The 24,609-nt window shown below is 65.2% G+C and carries 21 protein-coding genes; 8 read left to right on the top strand and 13 right to left on the bottom strand.

Annotated elements, in window-relative coordinates; all coding sequences use genetic code 11:
• Positions 1-111: 111 nt before the first annotated feature.
• The 8 genes from PKKP23_RS07770 to ehuR form a co-directional block, all read right to left on the bottom strand.
• Positions 112-1,515 (bottom strand): aspartate aminotransferase family protein, encoded by a 1,404-nt coding sequence (locus PKKP23_RS07770; RefSeq protein WP_126876456.1) that lies wholly within the window; start codon positions 1,513-1,515, stop codon positions 112-114.
• Positions 1,516-1,573: 58 nt separating this feature from the next.
• Positions 1,574-3,076, bottom strand: a complete 1,503-nt coding sequence (locus tag PKKP23_RS07775) for an NAD-dependent succinate-semialdehyde dehydrogenase (protein ID WP_126876457.1) — start codon at positions 3,074-3,076, stop codon at positions 1,574-1,576.
• 203 nt (positions 3,077-3,279) lie between these two features.
• Positions 3,280-3,768: an Lrp/AsnC family transcriptional regulator gene (locus PKKP23_RS07780; RefSeq protein WP_126876458.1), complete on the bottom strand. Its 489-nt coding sequence runs from the start codon at positions 3,766-3,768 to the stop codon at positions 3,280-3,282.
• A 31-nt stretch (positions 3,769-3,799) separates the two neighbouring features.
• On the bottom strand, positions 3,800-4,852 hold the full coding sequence (doeB, locus tag PKKP23_RS07785; RefSeq protein ID WP_126876459.1) for a N(2)-acetyl-L-2,4-diaminobutanoate deacetylase DoeB: 1,053 nt from the start codon (positions 4,850-4,852) through the stop codon (positions 3,800-3,802).
• 3 nt (positions 4,853-4,855) lie between these two features.
• Positions 4,856-6,091 carry an ectoine hydrolase DoeA gene (gene doeA / locus PKKP23_RS07790; RefSeq protein ID WP_126876567.1) on the bottom strand — a complete coding sequence of 412 codons (1,236 nt, stop codon included), beginning with the start codon at positions 6,089-6,091 and terminating at the stop codon, positions 4,856-4,858.
• A 100-nt stretch (positions 6,092-6,191) separates the two neighbouring features.
• Entirely contained in the window at positions 6,192-7,205 is a 1,014-nt protein-coding gene (locus tag PKKP23_RS07795; RefSeq protein ID WP_126876460.1) for a cyclodeaminase, read from the bottom strand.
• Positions 7,206-7,243: 38 nt separating this feature from the next.
• The gene (eutB, locus tag PKKP23_RS07800; RefSeq protein ID WP_126876461.1) at positions 7,244-8,215 is read right to left on the bottom strand and encodes a hydroxyectoine utilization dehydratase EutB; all 972 of its coding nucleotides are present in this window, start codon (positions 8,213-8,215) and stop codon (positions 7,244-7,246) included.
• Positions 8,216-8,321: 106 nt separating this feature from the next.
• On the bottom strand, positions 8,322-9,731 hold the full coding sequence (gene ehuR / locus PKKP23_RS07805; RefSeq protein ID WP_176048891.1) for a MocR-like ectoine utilization transcription factor EhuR: 1,410 nt from the start codon (positions 9,729-9,731) through the stop codon (positions 8,322-8,324).
• Between the two features lie 221 nt (positions 9,732-9,952).
• Here ehuR and ehuB point away from each other — a divergent pair, with 221 nt between their 5' ends.
• From ehuB to ehuA, 4 genes are all read left to right on the top strand, one after another.
• A complete protein-coding gene (gene ehuB / locus PKKP23_RS07810; protein WP_017777435.1) occupies positions 9,953-10,819 on the top strand; it encodes an ectoine/hydroxyectoine ABC transporter substrate-binding protein EhuB in 867 nt (288 codons plus the stop codon).
• Between the two features lie 210 nt (positions 10,820-11,029).
• The gene (gene ehuC / locus PKKP23_RS07815; protein ID WP_126876462.1) at positions 11,030-11,749 is read left to right on the top strand and encodes an ectoine/hydroxyectoine ABC transporter permease subunit EhuC; all 720 of its coding nucleotides are present in this window, start codon (positions 11,030-11,032) and stop codon (positions 11,747-11,749) included.
• Positions 11,746-12,405: an ectoine/hydroxyectoine ABC transporter permease subunit EhuD gene (gene ehuD / locus PKKP23_RS07820; RefSeq protein WP_017777433.1), complete on the top strand. Its 660-nt coding sequence runs from the start codon at positions 11,746-11,748 to the stop codon at positions 12,403-12,405. Before ehuC ends, ehuD begins: the two co-directional genes overlap by 4 nt.
• Before the next feature lie 71 nt (positions 12,406-12,476).
• Positions 12,477-13,301: an ectoine/hydroxyectoine ABC transporter ATP-binding protein EhuA gene (ehuA, locus tag PKKP23_RS07825; RefSeq protein WP_017777432.1), complete on the top strand. Its 825-nt coding sequence runs from the start codon at positions 12,477-12,479 to the stop codon at positions 13,299-13,301.
• A 63-nt stretch (positions 13,302-13,364) separates the two neighbouring features.
• On the opposite strand, the gene PKKP23_RS07830 is transcribed toward ehuA, so the two are convergent.
• Entirely contained in the window at positions 13,365-14,780 is a 1,416-nt protein-coding gene (locus PKKP23_RS07830) for an MFS transporter (protein WP_126876463.1), read from the bottom strand.
• 288 nt (positions 14,781-15,068) lie between these two features.
• Here PKKP23_RS07830 and PKKP23_RS07835 point away from each other — a divergent pair, with 288 nt between their 5' ends.
• The 3 genes from PKKP23_RS07835 to PKKP23_RS07845 all read left to right on the top strand — a co-directional run bounded on the left by PKKP23_RS07835 (position 15,069) and on the right by PKKP23_RS07845 (position 17,946).
• Positions 15,069-15,491, top strand: coding sequence for a hypothetical protein (locus PKKP23_RS07835; protein ID WP_126876464.1), 423 nt, complete (start codon positions 15,069-15,071; stop codon positions 15,489-15,491).
• Positions 15,492-16,027: 536 nt separating this feature from the next.
• Entirely contained in the window at positions 16,028-17,182 is a 1,155-nt protein-coding gene (locus PKKP23_RS07840) for a porin (protein ID WP_126876465.1), read from the top strand.
• A gap of 407 nt (positions 17,183-17,589) precedes the next feature.
• Positions 17,590-17,946, top strand: a complete 357-nt coding sequence (locus PKKP23_RS07845) for a sugar ABC transporter ATPase (protein WP_126876466.1) — start codon at positions 17,590-17,592, stop codon at positions 17,944-17,946.
• A 267-nt stretch (positions 17,947-18,213) separates the two neighbouring features.
• On the opposite strand, the gene PKKP23_RS07850 is transcribed toward PKKP23_RS07845, so the two are convergent.
• Both PKKP23_RS07850 and amaB read right to left on the bottom strand, forming a co-directional pair.
• Complete coding sequence (locus tag PKKP23_RS07850) at positions 18,214-19,386, bottom strand: NAD(P)/FAD-dependent oxidoreductase (protein WP_126876467.1); 1,173 nt, start codon at positions 19,384-19,386, stop codon at positions 18,214-18,216.
• A 97-nt stretch (positions 19,387-19,483) separates the two neighbouring features.
• Positions 19,484-20,983, bottom strand: coding sequence for an L-piperidine-6-carboxylate dehydrogenase (amaB, locus tag PKKP23_RS07855; RefSeq protein WP_126876468.1), 1,500 nt, complete (start codon positions 20,981-20,983; stop codon positions 19,484-19,486).
• Between the two features lie 295 nt (positions 20,984-21,278).
• On the opposite strand from amaB, the gene PKKP23_RS07860 reads away from it, so the two are divergent.
• Positions 21,279-21,926 (top strand): helix-turn-helix domain-containing protein, encoded by a 648-nt coding sequence (locus PKKP23_RS07860; protein WP_126876469.1) that lies wholly within the window; start codon positions 21,279-21,281, stop codon positions 21,924-21,926.
• A 228-nt stretch (positions 21,927-22,154) separates the two neighbouring features.
• Here PKKP23_RS07860 and PKKP23_RS07865 read toward each other — a convergent pair whose 3' ends face one another.
• The gene (locus PKKP23_RS07865) at positions 22,155-23,270 is read right to left on the bottom strand and encodes a 4-hydroxyphenylpyruvate dioxygenase family protein (RefSeq protein ID WP_017777424.1); all 1,116 of its coding nucleotides are present in this window, start codon (positions 23,268-23,270) and stop codon (positions 22,155-22,157) included.
• A 194-nt stretch (positions 23,271-23,464) separates the two neighbouring features.
• A complete protein-coding gene (gene pcaQ, locus PKKP23_RS07870; RefSeq protein WP_126876470.1) occupies positions 23,465-24,547 on the bottom strand; it encodes a pca operon transcription factor PcaQ in 1,083 nt (360 codons plus the stop codon).
• Positions 24,548-24,609 lie beyond the last annotated feature (62 nt).

Here is a 24,609-nt window from a genome sequence, read left to right on the forward strand (position 1 = left end):
CTGCCTTGGGCTTATATCACGCCAATGATCGGTTTGCGAGCACGAGCGGGCGCAAACGCCGCGCCCGCGCTGCCTCTGTCGCCTCTACTGCTTCTGCCCTTCGATTTACTTCTACGCTGCCGCCGACGCTTTCTGCGTCAGCACCTGCCCGGCCACGTCGTCCACTGCGGCTTTCGCCAGTTGCACGATCTCGTCAACGTCCGCACGCGATGCGATGAGCGGCGGCGCGAAGCCGAGAATGTCGCCGTTCGGCATCGCACGCGCGATCAGACCGCGTTGCAGCGCAGCAGCCGACACGCGCGGCCCCACCTTCAGCGCGGCATCGAACGGAATGCGCGCATCCTTGTCGGCCATGAATTCGAGCGCGGCCAGCATGCCCTCGCCGCGCACTTCGCCCACGAGCGGGTGCGCATCGAACGCCGCGTGCAGTTGCTGTTGCAGGTACGCCCCCGTTTCGGCCGCATTGCGCGTAATCGACTCGCGTTCGAGGATGTCGAGATTCGCGAGTGCCGCAGCCGCGCAAATCGGATGCCCCGAGTACGTCCAGCCGTGCCCCATGGCGCCAAGTTCCTGGGATGCCTGATCGATTACGTCCCACACGCGTTCGCTCACGATCACGCCCGAGAGCGGCGCATACGCACTCGTGAGGCCCTTGGCCACCGTGATGAGATCGGGCTCGATGCCGTAGTGCTGCGCGCCCATCTTCGAACCGAGCCGCCCGAAGCCGCACACCACTTCGTCGCAGATCAGCAGAATGTCGTGCTTCTTGAGCACTGGCTGGATGGCCGCCCAGTAGCCCTTCGGCGGCGGCAGGATGCCGCCCGTGCCCATTACCGGTTCGCCGATGAACGCGGCGATGGTGTCCGCGCCTTCGTGCGCAATGAGCTTTTCGAGTTCATCCACGCAGTACGCGACGAACTGCTCTTCGCTCATCCCCGCCGGCGCCTGGCGATACCAGTGCGGACACACCGTGTGCTTGACGCGCTCGACGGGCAGGTCGAAGCACTGGTGAAAGCCCGGCAGCCCCGTGAGGCTGCCCGTCACGATGCCCGAGCCGTGATAGCCGCGCTGGCGCGAGATGATCTTCTTCTTTTGCGGGCGTCCCTTCACGTTGTTGTAGTACCAGACGATCTTGATCTGCGTTTCGTTCGCGTCCGAACCGGACATGCCGTAGTACACCTTCTTCATGCCGGCCGGCGCCCAGTCGATGATGCGCGACGACAGTTCGATGATGGTGTCCGTCGAGTGGCCGACATAGGTGTGGTAGTAGGCGAGCTTCTTCGCCTGCTCGTAGATGGCCTCGGCCACTTCGGTGCGGCCGTAGCCGATGTTCACGCAATAGAGACCCGCGAAGGCGTCGATGAACGACTTGCCCGTGTGGTCTTCAATGCGAATGCCCTTCGCGCCCGTGACGATGCGACCCGGCAGCGCGCCGCTCGCGTGGTCGTGAGCGTGCGTGGAGGGGTGCATGAAGTGGGCGCGGTCGGCCGTGAGCAGGGAGTCGAATGAGGTCATGTGCTTCTCCGTGATGATGTCGTGATCGGTTGAATAGAGGGGCGGGCCTGCTCGCGCGTCATGCCGCAGCCGCATGCCGCATCGATGCGGCGTTCGCGTGAGGCAAGCCAAGTTGGCCCAGGCAGTAGTAGCGGGTTTCCACGAACGGTTCGAAGCCTTCCATGCCGCCTTCGCGGCCAAGGCCCGAGGCCTTCATGCCGCCGAAGGGAATGGGCGCGCCCGTGAACTTCACGCCGTTCACGGAGACCATCGCGAATTCGAGTCGGCGAAGGGTCTGCCAGACGGTGTTCAGGTTCGTCGACATCAGATAGGCGGCAAGGCCGTATTCGGTGTCGTTGGCAAGCGCGATGGCTTCGTCGAGCGTCTCGAACGGCGACACCGCCGAGATGGGTGCGAAGTTTTCTTCGTCGTAGACGCGCATGCCGGGCCGCGCGTCGGCAATCACGGTGGGTTCGAAGAACCAGCCGCCCAGCGCGTGCGGCTCGCCGCCCACGGTGATGCGTGCGCCTTTCGCGCGGGCGTCGGCCACGCGTTCGCGCGTGGTGTCGAACGCCGCCTGGTGCATGAGCGGACCCACGTCCACGCTGTCTTCGAATGCTCCGCCCACTTTCAGCGCACGCACGGCGTCGCTGTAGCGGGCAACGAATGCTTTGTAGAGCGGCTTCGCCACAAGAATGCGGTTCGCTGCGCAGCAGTCTTGCCCCGAGGTCTGAAACTTCGCGGCCACGGCCACGCGCACGGCTTCTTCGAGATCCGCATCTTCCGCGACGATGAAGGGCGCGTTGCCGCCCAGTTCCAGTGCGGTCTTCTTGATGTCCACACTCGCCGCGGCCTGCATGACGAGCGTGCCCACGCGCGTGGAACCCGTGAAGCTGACCGAGCGCACGCGAGCGTCGCGCACGAGCGTTTCCATCGCGGTCTGCGGCTCACCGAGCACGACGTTGAAGACGCCTGCGGGAAAGCCCGCTTCTTCCGCGAGTTGCGCGAGCGCGAGCGCCGAGAACGGCGTCTCGTGCGCGGGCTTCACGACTACGGTGCAGCCCGCCGCGATAGCCGCCGCGGCCTTGCGCGTGATCATCGCCGAGGGGAAATTCCACGGCGTGATGAGTGCGGCCACGCCTACCGGCTCCATCATCGTGCCGAGCTGCGCGCCGTCGATATGGGACGGGATCGTGCGGCCGCCCAGCCGTTTCGCTTCGTGCGCGAACCATTCGATGAAGCTTGCGCCATAGGTGATCTCGCCGCGCGCCTCCGCGAGCGGCTTGCCCTGCTCCAGCGCAAGCATGCTGGCCAGATCGTTGCGATGGCGCAGCACGAGTTCGTGCCAGCGCAGCAGCAGCGCGCTGCGCTGCGCCACCGGCACCCAGCGCCACGCTTCGAACGCGCGCTGCGCCGCGGACACCGCTTCCTCGATCTGCGCGGCGCTCAACATCGGAACGTGGCCGATCACGCTTTGATCGGCAGGGTTCTGCACCGCGACGGTGGATGCCGTGTCGCTGTGAACCCAGCGTCCGTCTACATAGCACAGCGACTTGAATAGAACGGGATGGCCCAGCAGCATGACTTCCTCCATGATTGGCCGGCAGAGTGGCGACGACATTGGCCAGAACCTGCCTCTGTAGCGTTGTTTCAATGCCTTCCACTGTAGGGCCGGCATGCCCTCTGCTCTTTCTGTGTTGCGGCCCGACGCTGTGCGTTCTTTCTGTTTTCGAGCCGGAATTTCAGGGGTTTTTTCTGTGGCGTGCTTTCGGGCGGGTGCGGCCCTCAGCCCGCCTCGCCTGAATCCGCAACCCAGTCCGGCACCGTATCCCCTGCCTGCTTCACGACCTTCGTCACGATGTAGGTGAAATAGCGCTCGATGCCGAGTTCGTCCGTGAGCAGCGAATCGATGAAACGCTGGTACTGGTCGATGTCGCGCGAGACCACGTGCATCACGTAGTCCACGCCGCCGCCAGTGGCGTGGCACTGCACGACTTCGGGAGCGCTAGCCACGCGCTCCTCGAAGCGGCGCATGTCGTGCGCCGTATGGCGCGCGAGCGTGACTTCCACGACGATGCGCGTGCCCTTGAACGCCGCAATCCAGTCGATATCCGCACGATAGCCGCGAATCAGCCCGCTTTCCTCCAGACGCCGCACGCGCTCCCACGCCGGCGAGATCGACAGGTTGACCTCTTCGGCGAGGCGCGACTTCGTGATGCGTCCATCGCACACCAGGGTACGCAGAATCGCGAGGTCGTAGCGGTCGAGTTTCATGGATGTATCGCGTGCCTATAGCGGGCGGCGCTCAGGCCGCCACCGGAATGCCGCGCTCCACGACGTCGGCCACCACCGCGACGGTGTCGCCCACGCGCACGAGCCCCGGGAAATGGCGCGCCGCAAGCAGCCCGCTGCGCGCCGCGCGATATTCGAAGGGCCGCGCGCCCGAGCGCGTCGTGTCGTACACACGGGCGATCACCTCCCCGTGTTCCACCATCTCGCCCAGGTCCTTGCACGGCTCGATCAGGCCGTCGTGCTCGCTCGTCGTATAGCAGCTGCCGTCGGGCATATCGAGCAGCGTCGTGGTGCGCGATGCCTCGCCCCACGCGCGGCTCGCCGCCTCGAACAGTTCGCCCGCGGGCGGCGCGAGCACGCCGGCATGCTGCAGAAAGCCACGCACGCCGCGCATCGCCACGGCCACGCTCGCCGCGGTAGCCGTGCCGCCGCCGCCCAGTTCCGTCGAGACGAATACCTTGCCCGCCTCTTCCACCGCCGTATCGAAGAGCCCGACGCTGTCGAGTTCCAGCATGCGCATGGAGTACGGCGCGCCGAACGCACGCATTGCGGCCTCGCAGCGCGCCTGCTGCTTCGGGTCGTGCAGCACGTGAATGGCGGCGAAGGGCACGAAGTCGAGCGTGCGTCCGCCTGCGTGCAGGTCCAGCACGTAGTCGGCAAGCGGCAGCAGATAGCGCTGGAAGTAGTCCGCGATTTTTTCGGTAAGGGTGCCGTCGGGGCGACCCGGAAAGCTGCGGTTCAGGTTGCCGCGATCGATGGGCGACGTGCGGCTTCCCGCCAGAAACGCGGGGTAATTCATGAACGGCACGATGATGACGCGGCCCGCCACGTCCTCGGCCTTCAGCGTGGAGGCGAGCCGCGAGAGCACGATGGGCCCTTCGTACTCGTCGCCGTGGTTGCCGCCTGTCAGCAGCACCGTGGGCCCGTGCCCGCGCTGCACGACGGTGACGGGGATCATCACCGCGCCCCACGCGGAACTGTCGTGCGAGTGCGGCAGTTTCAGGAAACCGTGCTGAACCCCTTGCCCGTCGAAGTCGACGGTCGGTGTAATCGGCGATGCGCGCATGCCCTACTCCTTCACGAACAGTTTGCGCGGCGTGTTGCAGAAGGTCTCGACGCCGGTCTCGGTAATCAGGATGCTTTCCGTAATTTCGAGGCCCCAGTCGTCGAGCCATAGGCCCGGCATGAAGTGGAACGTCATGCCCGGTTGCAGCACCGTGCGGTCGCCGGGCCGCAGGCTCATGGTGCGCTCGCCCCAGTCGGGCGGATAACTCGCGCCGATGGGGTAGCCGCATCGGCTGTTCTTTTCGATGCCCGATTTGCGCAGCACGGCGAAGAACGCGTTCGCAATGTCTTCACAGGTGTTGCCCGGCTTCGCGGCGGCAAGCCCCGCTTCGATGCCTTCCACCACGGCACTTTCGGCATCGATGAAATGCTTCGGCGGGTTGCCGAGATAAACCGTGCGCGACTGCGGGCAGTGATAGCGGCGAAAGCAGCCGGCAATCTCGAAGAACGTGCCGGCTCCGCGCGCGAACGGCGTGTCGTCCCAGGTGAGGTGCGGCGCGGCCGCGTCGGCGCCCGTGGGCAGCAGCGGCACGATGGCGGGATAGTCGCCGCCGTAGCCTTCGACGCCCGTGATGCCCGCGGCGTAAATATCCGCGACAAGGTCGTTCTTGCGCATGCCGGGCTCGATGCGCTCCACGATGCGCGCATGCATCTTTTCGACGATGCGCGCCGCAATGCGCATGTACTCGATCTCGCGCGGCGACTTCACCGCGCGCTGCCAGTTCACGAGCGCGGTCGCGTCGCGCCACTGCGCCTGCGGCAAGTTGCGCTTGACCGCTTCCCATGCCGCAGCGCTGAAGTAATAGTTGTCGAGTTCCACGCCGATGCGGCCCCGGCCCCAGCCGCGCGCTTCGATCACCTCGTGCGAGAGGTAGTCCATGGGATGCCGCTCCGTGGACTGCACGTAATGATCGGGATACCCAACGATCTGGTCGTGCTTCATGAACACCGTGCGGCGCGCGCCGTTGGCATCCTGGCCGCGACCGAACCAGACGGGCTCGCCTTCCATGGCGAGCAGCACGCACTGGTGCACGTAGAACGACCAGCCGTCGTAGCCCGTGAGCCACGCCATGTTGGTCGGGTCCGTCACGATCAGCAGATCGACGCCGGCTTCCTGCATGGCACGGCGCGTGCGGGCGATGCGCGCGGCGTACTCCTCGCGCTCGAACGGCAGGCGCACGGCGGGCGCGGCGGGTGCGGCGGGCGCCACGCCGCTCGTCGCGTGCGGTTTCTGTTGCATGGTTTCTGGCATGGTGGTCCCTTCCTTGTCCTTCGGTTTGTTGCCCTTCGTGCTGCTTTGCCTGCGCGTCCTGGCCTTCTGCGCTCAGGTGGACGGCTTGTCACTCGCTTGCGTGTTTGAGGGCATCGTTGTGAAACGTCGTGCCTGCACCCGCGGCGCGCGCACGGGCCAGCGCGAGCGCGGCAATCGCCGTGTCCTGTGCGCCGGTGCCCGTGAGGTCGCAGATCGTGATGTCGTCGTCGCTCGTACGTCCAGGCACGCCGCCCGCAATCACTTCGCCCAGCTCGGCGAAGCGCGCGTTGGCGGCCACAGCGCCCGCTTCGATGGCGTGATGCAACTCGCCCAGCACGCGCGTCTGTTGCAGACGGTCACACACGTAACGTGCGGCGGCGAGCGCCGCGGGCTCGATCTCGTTCTTGTGTTCCGCGTCGGATCCCATCGCCGTGATGTGCAGACCCGGATGCAGGTCACGCGCCTGCACGAGCGGTGTCTCGCTCGGCGTGGTGGTGATCGCGATGTCGGCTTCGCACAGCGCGTCGTGCACGTCTTGCGCAACACATGCTTCGACGGCGAGCCGCTCGCCCATCTCGCGGGAAAACTGCGCGGCGCGTTCGCGGTCGCGCGCCCAAACAGAGACGCGCTCGAAGCGCCTCACGCGCGCGAGCGCACGCAACTGAAGCCGCGCCTGCTCGCCCGCGCCGATCACCGCCACGTGCCGCGCGTTTTCACGCGCCAGCCAGCGCGCGGCAACCGCACCTGCCGCCGCGGTGCGCACGGCGGTGAGATAGCCGTTGTCGAGCAGCACGGCTTCGGTCAAGCCCGTGCGCGCCGAGAGCACGAGCATGAGTCCGTTGAGGCTGGGCAGCCCGAGCTGCGGGTTGTTGAAGAAGCCGGGGCTCACCTTGATCGCAAAGCTCTCGAAGCGGGGCAGATACGCGGTCTTCACATCCACCTCGCCGCGATACTCGGGCAGATCAAGCCGCAGCACAGGCGGCATCGCCACCGCTTCGGTCGCGAGCGCGAGGAACGCGGATTCCACCTGATCGATCGCGGCCAGATCGAGTGGCACGAGTTCGCGCAGTTCGCTTTCGCCCAGCAACGTGATGGATGACATATCGGGGTGTCCTGTTCAGATGGCGCGTGGCCTTTCGCTCAGCCTGCCGCCACGCGGCGATGCAGACCCATATCGATGTTCGAGCCGCTCACCACGAGCACGACGGGGCCACGCCGCAACTGTGTCGCGTCGAGCACGCCATCGAGCACCGCTGCCATGCCCACCGCGCCAGCCCCTTCAACCACGAGCCGTTCCTCGCGATACGCGTGCGCGATGCCGCGCGCAATGGACGCCTCGTCGAGCAGCAACGCCTCGTCGATCAAGTCACGTGTGAGGGAGAACGTGTAGCGGTTGTCGAGACCGATGCCGCCGCCCAGCGAATCGGCAAGCGACTCGACCTCTTCCACGATCACAGGTCGCCCCGCTGCGAGACTCGCGTGCATCGCGGCGCCGCGCGCCATCGTGACGCCCGTCATGCGAATGGCGGGGTTCAAGGCTTTCGCCATCAGCGCGATGCCGGCAAAAAGGCCCCCGCCCGAAAGCGGCACGACGATGTTCGCGACATCGGGCAAGTCCTCGACAATTTCGAGCCCGATGGTGGCTTGCCCGGCAATGACGTGCGGGTCGTCGAACGGCGGCACGAACAGGAAGCCTTCTTCCTGCGCGAGCCGCCGCGCTTCGTGCTGCGCATCGTCCTGGCTTGCGCCGGTAATGCGCACCTGCGCGCCCAGCTGGCGCACGGCTTCCACCTTGTTGGCCGGCACGAGCGACGACATGCACACAGCGGCCTGCATGCCAAGCGCCTGCGCTGCGTAAGCAACGGCGCGCCCGTGATTGCCCGTGGAGGCTGTGACCACGCGCGTGCAGCCTTGCTCCGCAAGCACGGCTAGCGCATGGGTCGCGCCGCGCACTTTGAAGCTGCCCGTGGGTTGAACCGTTTCGAGTTTCAGCAGCACGCGCGTACCGGCAAGCGCCGAAAGCGAAGGCGATTCGACGAGCGGCGTGCGCCGCACACGCGTGCCGATTCGCTGACGCGCGCGGTAGACATCGGCAGGACAGACGACAGACATGAGGCAGGCCGCAGTGAGGGGTTCGGCGCCGCGCCGGATGGCGCAGCGTCCTTCAATGCGACCGAGTCTAATGTTCTAAAAATTGTTTTCGATTGTCCTGGTACATTTACGCGAAGTCGTGCACCTGCGGGTATTGCTCGAACACGTCGCGCATGGTTTCGAGCGCCGCGCGGAAGGTGTCTTCGCCCACTTCCGCGCCCACGCACAGGCGCACCGCATCGGGCCGCTCGCCGCCGCGCACGAGAAACGGGTCCGGCGACGTGACCGCGATATTGCGGTTGCGCAGTTCGCGCACGAGCCGGTCGGTCTGCCAGTGCGAAGGCACGCGCAGCCACACCGAAAGCGCGTGCGGATGCGCGCCCAGCACGTAGCTGCCCAGAATCTGCTGCACGAGCGCCTGGCGGCGCGAAAGACATTCGCGCTGCACTTCGAGCAGGCGCGCCGCAGTGCCGTCGACGAGCCAGCGCGTGGCGACTTCGGCCATGGGGGGCGTCGCCATCCAGCTGTTCACGCGCAGCACGCTCTCGGCGCGCAGCGCGAGGCGGCGCGGCGTGGTGAGATAGCCGATGCGCAAGCCCGTCAGCACCGACTTCGTGAGGCTCGTGCAGTAAAACGAAAGCTCGGGAATCAGGCTCGAAATGGGCGGCACGGGCTTGGGCAGCAGCGGGCCGTACACGTCGTCTTCGATCACATAGACGCCGTAGCGCTGCGCAATGCGCGCAATCGCGCGGCGGCGCGACTCGGGCATCAGCGAAACCGTGGGGTTGTTCAAGGTGGGCGTGCACACGAGCGCCGAAATGCGCTCGCTGTCGCACATCTCTTCGAAGTGCTCGGGGTGAATGCCGTACTCGTCTATTTCGAGTCCCTTCAGCGTAAACCCCAGCACGCTTGCGCTGCCGATCACGCCGTGGTCCGTCAGACTTTCGCAGAGCACGGTGTCGCCCGGCCCTACCAGCGAGGCCAATGCGAGAAAGATGCCGTGCGCCGCGCCGTTCGTGACGAGCAGCGTGTCCGCCGAGGCCGGCATGCCGAGTGTGGCGAGCCATGCCGCCGCAGCCTGGCGATGATGCTCGAAGCCCGCAATAGGGCGAAATGCGCGAATCCAGGGCTGATCGTCAAGGCCCGCGAGCGTCGCGCAGACCTTGCGCCACATCGCGTCGTGCTCGGCGGTGTGGATGATGCGTGCAATCGAGAAGTCCACCACGGAGCGCTCGGCCGTATCGAGCATGTAGTTCGACATGGTCTCCGTCACGCGGCCCGACACGAAACTGCCGCGCCCCACTTCGCAGCGGATCAGGCCCTGGCGCTCCAGTTCCTTGTAGGCGTTGGTAACCGTCTGCACGCTGATTTCCAGCTCAGCCGCCACATCGCGCTGCGGCGGCAAGCGTTCGCCCGCGCGCAACACTGTGCTTTCGATGTCGCCCGCAATGGCCTTCACCAGCCGCTTGTATTTCGATTCGGCGCCGTGCGCCGCGCGCACCGCTTCGCGCCACTGCTCTCTCACCGTCTTCTCCATGGCTCGGGTCTTCGTTGGGTCTTCGTCGGTGTTCGGATAGTGCGGGCAAAACCCGTTGGAAAATTATTGTCCTAGAGCAATCAGAAACAAAAATATGGCTTTGTATGCTGGGCTCCAATGGCGGTGTACCACGACACCACACCGGGTTTTTACGGACACCCCGCCTGACTCCGCGGCGCATGACGCACCGCGCCATCCTTACCCCACGCAATGGGACCGACATGAACCCGAAGCGCCATTCCAGACTGCCCCAGGCTTTCAGCATCGCGTGCATCGCGGCGGCCGGCCTGCTCATGCACGTGCAGCACGCGGCGGCCGAAACCACGCTGCAGCGCATTCAGCGCACCGGCGAGGTACGCATCGGCTACGCGAACGAAGCACCGTTTGCCTACACGACGCCCGACGGCAAGGTGACGGGCGAGTCGCCCGAAATCGCGCGCAAGATCTTCGCGAAGCTCGGCGTGAAGAAGGTGGATGGCGTGCTGACCGAATGGGGATCGCTGATTCCAGGCCTGCGTGCGGGCCGCTTCGACGTGATCGCGGCAGGCATGTACATCACGCCCGAGCGCTGCAAGCAGGTTGCGTTCGCCGATCCGCAATACCAGATTCAGGACACGCTGCTCGTGCTGAAAGGCAATCCGAAGAAACTGCACAGCTACGGCGACGTAGCAAAACAGTCCGACGTGAAGCTGGCGGTGATGGCGGGCGCGGTGGAACTGGGCAACTCGCGCGATGCGGGCGTGAAAGATGCTCAGTTGCTCCAGGTACCGGACACCACGGCGCAATTGCAGGCCGTGCGCGCGCGCCGCGCGGATGCCGCCGCAGGCACCGCGCTCACGATGAAGGGTCTCGCCTCGAAAGACGCGGCGCAGGTGGAAACCGTCTCCGACTTCACCGACGACCCGAAGCACACGGGCTATGGCGCGCTCGCCTTCCGGCCCGAGGACACGGATCTGCGCGACGCCGTGAACAAGCAGCTGCACGCGTGGCTCGGCACGCCGGATCATCTGCAGACCGTCGCACCGTTCGGCTTCGACAAGTCGAACATCACGACGAAGACTGCCGCGGAAATCTGCAGCGGCAAGTAAGCCGCAAACAGGCGGTAAATACGCGGTGGGTCCGCGGTAAATACGCCGCAAGTCAGTCGCAAGTCTGCCGGCCGGGTGTAGCCCCCCCGGTATTCGCGCCGGCTCTGGCCGACCCCGTCGGCCCCTGTGAAGCCGGCAGGCGGACGCACCACCGTTGCGGCCCGCGCACAGCGCGGCGGGCCGCACGCCATCATGCAAGCGAGGACCGCCATGCGTGAATTGTTTCCCCTGCTCATGCAGGGCACTCTGGTGACCATCGGCATTACGATCGGCGCGACGTTGCTCGCCATCGTCATGGCGTTCGTGGCCACCGCCGCCAAACTCGCGCCGTGGGCACCGCTGCGTTGGGTGGGCAACGTCTATGTCGAAGTGTTCCGCGGCACGTCGCTGCTCGTGCAGCTCTTCTGGTTCTTCTTCGTGTTGCCGCTGCCGCCGTTTCGTATCGAACTCACGCCGCTCACGGTGGCGATCGTGGGGCTCGGGTTGCACTACGGCGCCTACGGCTCGGAGATTCTGCGCGGCGCGCTGCGTTCGGTGCCCGGCGGTCAGTTCGAGGCCGCGCTCGCACTCAATCTCTCGCCCTTGGCGCGCATGCGCCGCATCGTGCTGCCGCAAGCCATGATCAACGCGCTGCCGCCCGCCACGAACCTCATGATCGAATTGCTCAAGGGCACGTCGCTCGTTTCGCTGATCACGCTCTCCGACCTCACGTTCCGCGCGCGCCAGCTCGACGAAGCCACGTTCAAGACCGCGGAGATTTTCGGGCTCACGCTCGTCATCTACTTCGTGCTGGCCCAGTGCATTGCGACGTTGATGCGCTACTTCGAACGCCGCGTGAATCACGGCATCGCGAACAGCCGGCCACGCGCAGCGAGGGGCCTCGCCGCCGGCACCGCCATGAGCCGCTTCTTGCAGAGAGTCGCCCGATGAACAGCTTCTTCGATCTTCACTACGCCGCGCAGATTCTGCCGGCCCTGCTGCACGCCTCGCTCTACACGATCCTGATCACGCTCGTCGGCTTTGCCATTGCGCTCGTGCTGGGCCTCGTGTTCGCGATTCTGAGGCGCAGCACCTTCCGGCCGCTGGCGCTGACGGTGGGCTTCGTCGTCGAGTTCGTCCGAAGCACGCCGCTGCTGATCCAGATCTACGTGCTCTTCTATGTGCTGCCGGTCTACGGCATCACGATGAGTGCGCTCACGGCCGGCACCGCGGGCATCGCGCTGCATTACGCGTGCTATACGTCCGAGGTCTATCGCGCCGGCCTCAACGGCGTCGCGCGCGGCCAGTGGGAAGCGTGCTGCGCGCTGTCGCTCTCGCCGCGGCGCACCTACCTCGGCGTGATCCTGCCGCAAGCCATTCGCCCCGTGGTGCCCGCGCTCGGCAACTATCTCGTCGCCATGTTCAAGGACACGCCCGTGCTCTCCGCCATCACTGTCGTGGAGCTGATGCAGCAGGCGAAGAACATCGGCTCCGAAACGTTCCGCTATCTGGAGCCCATCACGCTCGCGGGGCTGTTCTTCCTCGTGCTCAGCGTGACGTTCGCCCACCTCGTGCGGCGGCTCGAATTCAGCCTGAGGTTGCCATGAACCTGCCCACCGCCATGCGTGACGGCGCGCCCAGCGCCTCGAATTCCGGATCCCCCGTAATGGAGCAAGCAATGAAACGTGACCCCGCCGCCGCGTACACGCCCGCCGCCACAAGCAACGGCGAAGCGCCCATGGTGCGCTTTCGCAACGTGACGAAGCGCTATGGCGCGCTGACCGTGCTCGACGGGCTCGACCTCGAAGTGGGCCGCAACGAGAAGGTGGCCATCATCGGGCCAAGCGGCTCCGGCAAATCGACGCTCCTGCGCGTGCTGATGACGCTCGACCCGCTCACGGACGGCATGATCGAAGTGGACGGCGAACCGCTCACGCACATGGTGAAGAACGGCTCGCTCGTGCCCGCTTCGCTGCGCCACCTGCGCCGCGTGCGCAGCAAGATCGGCATGGTGTTTCAGAGCTTCAATCTCTTTCCGCACATGACGGCGCTCGCCAATACGATCGAAGCGCCCATGCAGGTGCTCGGCCTCTCGCGCAAGGAAGCCACGGAGCGTGCGCACGAACTGCTCTGTCTTGTGGGCCTCGAAGACAAGTGCAACCACTACCCGTCGCAGCTTTCGGGCGGCCAGCAGCAGCGCGTGGCGATTGCGCGGGCGCTCGCCATGCGGCCCAAGGTGATGCTGTTCGACGAGGTGACCTCCGCGCTCGACCCCGAACTGTGCGGCGAAGTGCTCAACGTGATCCGTCGCCTCGGCAGCGAGCACAACCTCACGATGCTGATGGTCACGCACCAGATGGGTTTTGCGAAAGAGTTCGCGGACCGCGTGTGCTTTTTCTCGCAGGGCAAGATCATCGAGCAGGGACCGCCACAGCAGTTCTTCTCGGCGCCCGAACACGAGCGTACGAAGCAGTTCCTGCGCGCGGTGAAAGAAGCGATGTAAGAGAGGCGCGGGCGGTGGACGCGGGTTGTTGTCCCGCTCGTGTTGCCGCGCCGTTGCTGCCCGCTACGCTGCCTTGCCCACCTTCCCGCGCACGCCGCGCGCGATCTCGTCGCCGGTGCCGTGCGGCAGCCTCGCGGTAACCGGAATCGACGCCACCGAAAACAGCGCGACGGCGAAAAACGCGGGCCAGAAGTCCGACCACACCACGTGGGCATGGCCTTGCAGGTCGCGCGAAATCTGCAATACGATGCCCGCGATGGTCACGCCGAGGCCCAGCGAAATCTGCTGGATCACGCTCGCCACGCTGGTTGCGCGACCGATGTCGCGGCCCGCAATGTCCGCGTAAGCAAGCGAGTTGAGGCTCGTGAATTGCAGCGACGGAAACACGCCGCCCACCAGCACCACGCACCAGATCACCCAATGCGGCGTGCCGGGAAAGAAGAAGCCATACGCGGCAATCGCCGCACCTGCGAGCGCAGCGTTCACCATGAGCACCTTGCGGAAGCCAAACTTCGCAAGCACGCGTGTCGCAATGGTCTTCATGAAGATGGAGCCGAACGCGGAGGCGCACGTAATGGAGCCCGACACGAACGCGGTCAGGCCCAGCCCTTCCTGGAGTGCCAGCGGCAGCAGGAACGGCACGGCACCCAGCCCGATGCGAAACAGCGACCCGCCCACCACGCTTGCATGAAAGCTCGGAATGCGCAGAAAGCGCAGATCGAGCACGGGCCGCTCGGCGCGCTGCGCGTAGAACCAGTAGAGCGCGAGCAACAACGCGCCCGTCACGGTCATCACGAACGCCACGTTCGCCGACGCCAGTTCACCGCCCACGAGCGAAAGCCCGAGCATGAAGAGCGATGCGCCCGCAGCAGAAAGCACGAAGCCGATCCAGTCGAGCGGACCGGGATGCTCTTCGTGCATGTTGGCAATGTGGCGATTCGCGAGCCAGATACCGAAGAGACCGATGGGAATGTTGACGAAGAAGATCAGGCGCCAGTGCAGATAGGTGGTGATGAAGCCGCCCAGCGGCGGCCCCACGACAGGCCCTAGCAACGCGGGCACGGTGAGGTAGTTGACGGCGCGAATGAACTGGGACTTCGGCACCGAACGGAAGATGAGGATGCGCCCCACCGGCACCATCATCGCGCCGCCAATGCCCTGCACGAAGCGCGCAGCCACGAGCGCGGACAACGACGTGGCCGCCGCGCACAGCAGCGAGCCGGTCATGAAGATACCGATCGCCACGCGAAACACGGTGCGCGAGCCGAAGCGGTCGGCCACCCAGCCGCAGATGGGAATGAACACGCCGAGGCCGATCACATAGCTCGTGATGGCGAGTTTCAGCGAGATGGGGTCGTGTCCGAGGTCGCGTGCGAGGGCGGGAAGCGACGTCACGATGACCGTGGCGTCCACGTTTTCCATGAACATCGCGCACGCGACGATGAGCGGAACGATGAAGGGGCCGAGGGCGAGGGGCATGGAGACGGCGGCGCGGCAATCCGCGAGTCCGCGTAAAAGCGCCATTATGGCATCGGAGCGCAGCCTATGTTGTATGTGCAACATTCGCGAGTGGCGGCGCGCGCCGCGCAAACCCTCACCCCGCAAGGCTGTGACCGGCACGCAACGTGGCGAGCACAATTGTCAAAAGGCGGGTAAAGTGCGAAACCTGTCGCATGCCTATTAAATAAGCACGGCAAGCCTTTTGTTGCGGCCCTGAATAAAGCGTCCCCTAAAAAAGCACGCGCCGCGAAACATTCCACCGATCAGATGAAACGTCGTCTTTTTGCCCTTTTGTTCGCGGCAACGCCATTGTTTTGCCAGGCGGCCGCGCTGGACGCGCCACTCGCGTGCACGGTGTCCGCCCATCAGTTCGTCTCCGGCCTGATCGACCAGAACCTGATCCAGCCGCATGCCATGCGCGTGGAGAGCAACTCCATCAACGCGTTCTGGCCGATGCACGACGCCGATGTCACCGCATTCGGCTTTCGCGTGTTCGCCATCGTGGGCTACGAAAAGGACGACCCCATCTTCCGCACGGGCAGCGGCGAACCCGTGGGCAAATCGGCCTACGGCGCGGTAGTGATCGGCAGCGACAGCAAGGTGCAGTCGGCCGTGGCGGCGGCGGGTAGCCCCGCCATCGTGCGGCACGTCGGACCACTCATGACAGCGATCTTCTGTCCGCGCAGTTAAGTGGCGGCACGTTCCTTTCTCATTCGCACATTTCTATTCCCGCAATAAAGTTTTTCTGATTTTCCGGGAACTTAATACGACACGCCATATCGCGTGCATAAAAAAAGCGGCCCGAAGGCCGCCTGAAAAAGATGAAAAAGACTGCCCTTGGTCAAGGGGCAAAACGGATTTTATGACTTTCGGCGCCCACGAATGAGGCAATAACCGGGAATAGTGCTTTGCCCGAAACGGGACCAATCGGCCACACTGCCCTGAGGCACAATAGGCGCGCCAGACCCGGCCGTCGCGCATAAGCAACATACCGCGGATCAACCAGGTTCGGTCACGCCGCGAAACGAACCGAAATAATCTTTTATTCGCACGCACTTACGTGCCGAATTGGCGGCATTACAAATCCCGGAAAGCACTGTTGTGCGATTTGGAATTAAAGTCCGCCGTCACCCGAATACACTTTCCCCCGAATCGTCAGACCACTCGCCTCTCGCGGTGAATACGCTGATGCGATTCTTCTGGATTGTCTCGGAGAGTTATAAATCATGAAAAAAACCCTTTTTGTCGCGGGCATCGTAGGTGCCTTCGCAGCCGCCTCGGCTCATGCGCAAAGCAGTGTGACCCTGTACGGCACGCTGGACGCCGGTCTCGTCTACTCGAACAACCAACTGGGCCATAGCAACTGGCAACAGGGCAGCGGTTCGGTGTCGAACACGTACTTCGGCCTGCGCGGCAGTGAAGACCTGGGTGGCGGCCTGCATGCCATCTTCAAGTTGGAGAACGGCTTCAATCTGAACAACGGCCAGTTCCGCGAAAGCAACACGTTGTTCAACCGTCAGGCGTACGTGGGCCTGCAAAGCAACCAGTTCGGTACGGTGACGCTGGGCCGCCAGTATGACTCCGTGGTGGACTACCTCGCGCCGATCTCGGCGGCGGGTTACGGCTACGGCAACAACCTTGCCGGACACCCGTTCGACAACGACAACCTCGACAACTCGTTCTCCATCAAGAACGCCGTTAAGTACGCCAGCCCGAATTTCGCCGGTGTGCAGTTCGGCGGCCTGTATGGCTTCAGCAATGCGGCAGGACAGTTCTCGAACAACCGCGCATGGAGCGTGGGCGCGTCGTATGCGAACGGTCCGCTGAACGTCGCGGCCGCCTACTTGCAGCTCAACAACTCGGGCAGCAACAACACGGGCGGCGCCGTGTCGGCGGGTGACGGCAGCGCGCAGGTCGCAGCCGCGCTGCAGCGCACGTATGGCGCAGGCGTGAATTACACGTACGGCCCGGCAACGGTCGGCTTCGTGTACACGCACACGCAGTTCGACAACATGCAGAGCACGAATGTGGGCGGCACGTTCGTCGGCGGCCTGTCGGGCACGAACCTGCACCTCGACAACTACGAGATCAACGGCCGCTATGCCCTGACGCCGGCATTGAGCCTCGCCGCCGCGTACACGTTCACCGACGGTCGCGTGACGGGCTCGAACGGTACGGGCGACCCGAAGTGGCACACCGTGTCGCTGCAAGGCGATTACTCGCTCAGCAAGCGTACCGACGTGTACCTGGAAGGCGTGTACCAGCACGCATCGGGCGAGTTCGGCAACCTGGGCGCGAACGTGGCGGCCATCAACACGCTGTCGCCGTCGTCGACGCAGAACCAGACGGCCGTGGCAGTGGGCCTGCGTCACCGGTTCTAAGGCTCGATGAAGTTTGGCAAGAGCAGAGTCGCGTCGGGAAGCTGCAGCAGTCTCGCTGCACCTGACGCATTACTGCCTGCCTGAAGTCCCTGTGCAAAGTGCTGTGCGATACGCGCGCGTGGTGTGAACCATGCGCGCGTATTGCCATTGGCGTTGCCGCGTAGCGCCCCGAATACCGGCGCGTATATTGCCGAGTCGCGGCTTGCAAGTCCCCTCCACGCACCCCGCCTCGCTGCCCCTTCCTGTTGCATCTTCTTACGCACTCACGCGTGATGTCGTGCGTATACTGCTGCGCACCGCGTCGCCGCTCAGACGGCGCGCCAGGCCACGCATCCCCTCCACGTCGGCGCACAGGCGCCGGAGGCCGGGTGCGGATCGGTACAACGAACGCCCAGGTCAAGCCCGCCATGAAGAAATCGTTCCTTCTCGCCCCGAGCCTGCTGCTCGCCGCCTGCGGTTCGCCCAGCGGCCCTCAGCAGAACGCCACCCTCGCGAACGGCCCGACGCCGATGATCTACGTGTCGTCGATGCATGCGCCCGCGTCGATTTCCCGTTGCCTCGAGAACCGTCTCGGTCGCGTGCACGAATCGCGTGCGAACGGCGCCACGGAACTCGAAGTGGGCTCCCGTTCGAACGCGTCGTACTTCGTCACGTTGACGCCGTCCGCGAACGGGTCCGTGGTGCGCGTGGTGCACCCGGACAACGCGCCCAACGATCCGCCGGAAGAGGAAATGCGCTTTCACGTGGCGCGCTGCGCGGTTTGAAGTTTCGGGCTTGAGGCTTCGGGCTTGAGGCTTCGGGCTTGAGGCTTGGGGTTTGAGGGGCTTCGGGCTTGAGGCTCTGCCGTAAGGCCGAGCGCAGCCCGGCAGAAACGCGAGCGCGTCCGCCTGTCGCTATCGCCCGAAGTTGTCGCCCGTAGTTATCAACAGAAAATGTGAGCAAGCCTGTGGATATCCTGGGCAAGCTGCGCGCAAGTGACTGACGCGCCAGCGAATCGGCGCGCTGCACTGCAAAGCGCGCGCCAGTCGGCGCTACACCACGTTCTTTTCCACGAAGGGCCGGTTCTCCAGCACACGGGCAAAGCCGAGCGCCGAAAGATCGAGCGTCGTATAGCGGCCGTGCAGGATCAGTTCGCTCACGCCGCGCCCCGTCGCCGGTCCCTGTTGCAGACCGTGGCCGCTGAAGCCGTTCGCAAAGATGCAGTTATCGATATCGGGATGTGCGCCGATGATCGCGTTGTGGTCGAACACGTTGTACTCGTAGTAGCCCGACCAGCAGTTCTCCACGCGCAACGCTTCGAACTGCGGCACGCGGTGCGCGAGCGTGGGCCAGATCACCTCGTCGAAGAGCGCATGATCCACTTCGTCGAGCGGCAGGTCGTCGGGATCGTTGTCGGGCGACGGCGACGTGCCGCAGATGTAGGTGCGCCCTTCGGGCCGGAAGTACACGCCTGTCGGGTCGACCAGCAGCGGACAGCGTTCCAGCTGCGCCGGCGAACTCACATTGAAAATGCTGCGGCGGCGCGCGAACACGGGAATCTCGATGCCGAGCATTGCCGCGATACGGCGGCACCACGCGCCCGCGGCGTTCACCACCACGTCGCAGGCATACGACTCGCCGTTCGCGTCCACGACATGCGTGACGCGCCGGCCATCGCGCACGAGCCCTGTCACGTCGCTCGGCACATAACGCGCACCCAATGCCTGCGCTTTTTTGCGCAGCGCCTGCACGAGACCGTAGCCGTCGAACCAGCCCTCGCCGCTTTCGCCGAACGCGCCTGCCACGAGGTCTTCCGTGTTGAGCCACGCAAAGCGTTCGTCCAGTTGAGCGCGATCGAGCAGGCTGATGTCGGCGCCCAGGCGCTTTTGCAGCGCGTGATTCTCGCGCAGCGTATCGAGCCCCGCGGGCGTGGCGAGAAACAGATAGCCGCCCTCATGCAGATCGATGGACGGCTGCACGCCGTCCACTTCGAGCCGCTCGCCGATGGAGCGCAGAAACTCGATGCCGAACAGCGACATCTGGATGGAGAGCGGCGTCGAGAACTGCTGCCGGATAGACGCGGCCGACAACGCCGACGACGAGCGCGCATACGTCGGGTCGCGCTCGATGACGGTCACGCTAACCGTTGGATCGGCGGCCCGCAGGAAATACGCAACCGAACTGCCGATTACCCCACCGCCGACGATGACGACTTTCGCACTCACCTGTCACTCCGTAAAAGAACGCTTCGACGCCCACGCGCCGAAGCGTTGACCACGCCGTTGTCCACGCCATTGAGCGAGCCGCGGAACACCGCGGCCTTCAGCCGATATTGAAGTCGATGCCCTGCGCAAGCGGCAGCGCGGACGAGTAATTGACCGTGTTGGTCGCGCGGCGCATGTAGCCCTTCCACGCATCCGAGCCCGACTCGCGGCCGCCACCGGTTTCCTTCTCGCCGCCGAACGCACCGCCAATTTCCGCGCCGCTCGGTCCGATGTTGACGTTGGCGATGCCGCAGTCGCTACCCGTGGCCGAAAGAAAGCGTTCGGCCTCGCGCAGGTCGGTCGTGAAGACGCACGACGACAGACCGTGCGACGCCGCGTTGTTGGCCGCAATGGCTTCGTCGAAGTCGCGATAGCGCATGACGTAGAGGATCGGCGCGAAGGTTTCCTTGAGCACGATCGCGCTTTGCGCCGGCATTTCGACGAGCGCCGGACGCACGTAATAGCCGCCTTCCAGGCCCTTCACGTCGACGCGCTCGCCGCCATGCACCTTGCCGCCTTCGGCCTGCGCCTGCTGCAACGCTTCCTGCATGCGCGCAAACGACTGGCGGTCGATCAGCGGTCCCATCAGCGTGCCCGTTTCGAGCGGGTTGCCGATAGGCACCTTGCCGTAGAGCTGCTTGAGACGATCCACGGTTGCGTCGTAGACGCTCTCGTGCACGAAGAGCCGCCGCAGCGAAGTGCAACGCTGGCCCGCCGTGCCGACTGCGGAGAACAGGATGGCGCGCAGCGTGAGGTCGCGGTCCGCGCTCGGTGTCACGATGCCGGCGTTGTTGCCGCCCAGCTCGAGAATGGAGCGGCCGAAGCGCTTCGCCACTTCCACGCCCACGGCGCGGCCCATTTCGGTGCTGCCCGTCGCGCTGACGATCGCGGCCCGCGGGTCGGCAACCAGTTTCGCGCCCACTTCGCGGCCGCCGTGGATCAGGGCAACGAGCCCCTCGGGCGCATCGCCGAATTCCTTCAACACGTCCGTCATGATCTGCTGCACGGCGAGCGCGGTGAGCGGCGTCTTCTCCGAAGGCTTCCACACCACAGCGTTGCCGCAGACGAGTGCGAGCGCCGCGTTCCACGACCACACCGCGACCGGGAAATTGAACGCCGAGATGATGGCGCACACGCCCATGGGGTGCCACGTTTCGCCCATGCGGTGGCCGGGACGCTCGGACGCAATCGTGAGGCCGTATAGCTGGCGCGAAAGGCCCACGGCGAAATCGCAGATGTCGATCATTTCCTGCACTTCGCCCAGGCCTTCCTGAAGGATCTTGCCGGCTTCGAGCGACACGAGGCTGCCGAGCGCCTGCTTCTTCTCGCGCAGACGGTCGCCGAGCAGGCGCACCAGTTCGCCGCGGCGCGGCGCGGGCACGCTGCGCCAGCGGCTGAAGGCATCCTGGGCGCGCGCCAGCACGGCGTCGACGTCGGCCACGGTGTGGCTCGCGACGCGGCCGATGAGTTCGCCCGAGATCGGCGAGTGGACCTCGATGTCGCCGGACTGGACAGCCTGCGCAATGCCGAGATCGGCGAGGATGGTCGAAGCGTTCATGGCGTTTCCCTTATTTCCGATAAGAAACAAACTTGCGTCCGGTGACTATACACGCCGTGCCCGGCGACGGCAATGCCGAGATTGCTGAGCATTCATCATAGGCGTTGGGCAAAAGCCTTGCCAGCACGTCTGTCGCGGCCAATCGGGCAGGATCGGCGCACCCTTCCCGCCACTTCGCGAGACGCCCCAGCCCCCCGATTTCCGGTGCAGGCCTCGCGTTTCCTATAGGAACAAAATCCGATGTTATGATCGCCAACACCGTGCGCCCGGAGCGGCGCCTGCATCGATTGCGCTTATGGACACCAACCTCACCAAACCGGCCGAATCGTCCACGACGGACCTGGGCCGCCGCGTGCGCGCCGCCCGCGTGGCGCAAGACCTCACGCTCGAAGTGGCGAGCCGCCTGTGCGGCGTATCGCGCTCCACGCTCTCGAAGGTGGAAAACGGCCTGATGTCGCCCACCTTCGATGTGCTGCAAAAGATCGTGCTGGGGCTCAAGATCGATCTGGCCGAGCTGTTCGGCTCCACACCGAAGCTCAACGCGAGCGGCCGGCGCGCGATCACGCGCAAGAACGCGGGCCAACGCCACGCGTATCGCGGCTATCAGATGGAGGTGCTGGCCACGGACCTCGCGCACAAGGCCATGCTGCCGTTTCGCATCCGCATCACGGCGCATACGCTGGACGCGTTCGACGATTGGGGCCGCCACGAAGGCGAAGAGTTTCTGTATGTGATCAGCGGCAGCGTGTGCCTGTATTCGGAGCTGTACGCGCCCACGCAACTGGAAGCGGGCGACAGCATCTACTTCGACAGCCGCACGGGCCACGCGGCGGTTTCCACGAGCGAGGAAGACGCCGAAGTGTTGTGGCTCGCCACGGGCGCTGATGTGCCACAGTCCGCGCAGGTGGCACCGCCGGCACCCGCTGCGGGCGGGAAGCGCTGAGCTGAGCGGCCCCTTCAGGACTTTCTGTCAGGCCTTCCCTTTAGTTCCTTTCGTTAGTTCCTTTCTTTAATTTCTCTCTTTAATTCTTCCCTTCAGGTCGCCTGTTCACGTCGTTCCTTTCATCGTCTCCTTCACACAGCCGCGTTCAGACAGCCTCTTTCACACGGCCGCTTTCAGGCGCCCGCTCCAGCCCGCCTTTTTCAGCCCGCCTTTTTCAGCCCGCCTTTGTCAGCGCGCCGCCGCCAGCGCCGCGAGGTTGCCCTCGCCGAACCCGTGGTGTCCCTTGCGCTGCACGATCTCGAAGAAGATTTCGCCGGCGTTGCGCCGCACGAAGGTCTGGAAGAAGAGTTGCGGCGCACCCTTGCCCGTCTCGCCATCCACGAGAATGTGCGCGCGCCGCAGACGTTCGATGTCGAGGCCGTGCCCCGGCAGCCGTGCGTCGATTCCCTCGTAGTAGCGCGGCGGCGGCTCCACGAAGCGCACGCCGTTGGCCGTGAGCGCGTCGACGCACGCGAAGATGTCGTCGGTGGCGAGCGCGATGTGCTGCACGCCTTCGCCCGGATGATCGGGCAGATACTCGTGCATGAGACTCGTGCGCGGCGTGCCTTCCTCGTAGAGCGGAATGCGGATCGCCCCGCACGGCGACACCATCACGCGCGATTCCGCCGAAACGTGCCAGTTCGCGTGCAACTCGTGAATCTCGCGGAAATTGAGCAGGTCGCGATAGAAATCCACCCACTCCTGCATACGGCCCACGCCCACCGTCTGCGTGAGGTGATCCACCGCCACGAGCCCGCTGCCCGCGTGGCTGAGGTCCGCGTGGGCGGTGTCGATATGAATGGGACGGAAGTCGATGTCGAAGATCGAGATGTCGCCCACGCCGCCGCGCTGACCGCCGCGGCCGCGCCAGCGGTCCACGAAGTAGATGTGCGAATTGCCGATGCCCTGAATGGCCGGAATATAGAGTTCGCCCTTGCCGATCTTCTCGCCCTCGAACTGCCAGGCGCCCAGTTCCACGGCGCGCTCGAAAGCGCGCTGGGCATCGTTCACACGAATGCCGATCGCGCAGATGCCCGTGCCGTACTCCTCCGCGTAGCGGGCCGCGAACGAATCCGGCTCCGCGTTGATGAGGAAGTTCATCTCGCCCTGGCGGTACAGCGTGACGTTCTTGCTGATGTGGCGCGCAATGGGCTTGAAGCCGAGACGCGTAAAGGTTTGATCGAGCGCCTGCGGGTCGCGTGCGGCGAATTCGACGAACTCGAGGCCCGCGGTGCCGAGCGGATTGTGCTCGCGGTCCGCGGCGGCGTGCTGGGCGGCGGCGGGATCGGGCAGGTCGCTGGGCATGGTTTCTCCTTGTCGAGGCACTAGATACATCGAAGATGGCAATGCCGCTCGCCTCGCCGGATCGTGTTGCGCGGCGCGGCGCGCCTGCTGCGGTCCGCCGGCGCGCTGCGGCCTGATTTGAACCGTGTTTTTACACCGGCTTCGCGGTCTGCCGCAACTGCAATTTGTACTGTATGGTTCACCCCGACCGCGCTTCAGCGACGGCCGCGCGAACGCCCTGTTTCGGCCGCTGCGGCAGCCCCCGTCGAGGTACGGCGCGGCGCGGTTTTGCGTGCCGGTTTAGCGGCGCGTTGCGTAACGGGTTTGGTGACGGGGTTGGCTGCGGGTTTGCCCACGGGTTTGCTCAATGAAGCGGCCCGCTCGCGCGCCACGGTGCGCACCGCGTCGATCAGCGCGCGGGCCACCGGCGAAGGCTCAGCATCCGTACGCTGAATGAGTCCGACGGGTTCCTCGGTGCCCGCGTGCGGCATCGGCAGACGCACGAGCGCGCCTTGCTGCAGATCGTGCTCGACGGCACCGGCCGGTGCAAACCAGACCGCGTCGTTCTGCAACGCAAGCAGCCGCGCCACGGAAACCGACAGCATCTCCACGAACGATGACAACGGCGGAACACCCCACGCCTTGAGCAGATTGTCCGCGGCCTGGCGGATGAGCGTGCCGTACGGCGGCAGCACGATCGTGAAGCGATCGAGCGCCGCGTGCAGATCGGCGTGCTCCACAAGCGGATGACCCGCGCGAACCACGGCGAGCAATGGCTCGCTGTAAAGCTGCTCGAAGCTCAAGCCCACCATGCGCTCGGGGTCCGCCAGCCGCCCCACCGCGAATGCGATCGCGCCCGACTTCAACCGCTCCAGCAACTCCGCGTTCGCCGCCGTGGCGAGCCGCACGATGACATGCGGCCAGTGCGCCGCGAACACCCGCAGCGCGGCCGGCACCAGCGACGGCGCGACCGTGGGCAGCACGCCGATATCGAGCGTGGCCGTCGTCGTATTGCCATTGCGCGCGAGCAGATCAACGCCAAGGCGCAGCGCACTCACGCAGGCGCTGGCGTGCGGCATGAAGAGCAGCCCTTCGCGCGTGGGCACGGCGCCGCGCCGGCCGCGCTCGAACAGCCTCACGCCGAGCACCGCCTCCAGTTCGGCGACGGTCTTCGACACGGCCGGCTGCGTGATGGAAAGGCTCTCGGCAGCCTTCTGCACGCTGCCGAACTGCGCCACGGCGAGAAAGCACTGCAGATGGCGGAACTTGACCCGGCTGTCGGCGAGACGTCGTTGCATAACCGTCCGTTATACGAAACGCGAAAAAACGTCATTTTGCATAACTTTCCGGGTTCGATAAA

The sequence above is a fragment of the Paraburkholderia kururiensis JCM 10599 = LMG 19447 genome, from assembly GCF_003986935.1.
Taxonomy (GTDB): Bacteria; Pseudomonadota; Gammaproteobacteria; order Burkholderiales; family Burkholderiaceae; genus Paraburkholderia; species Paraburkholderia kururiensis.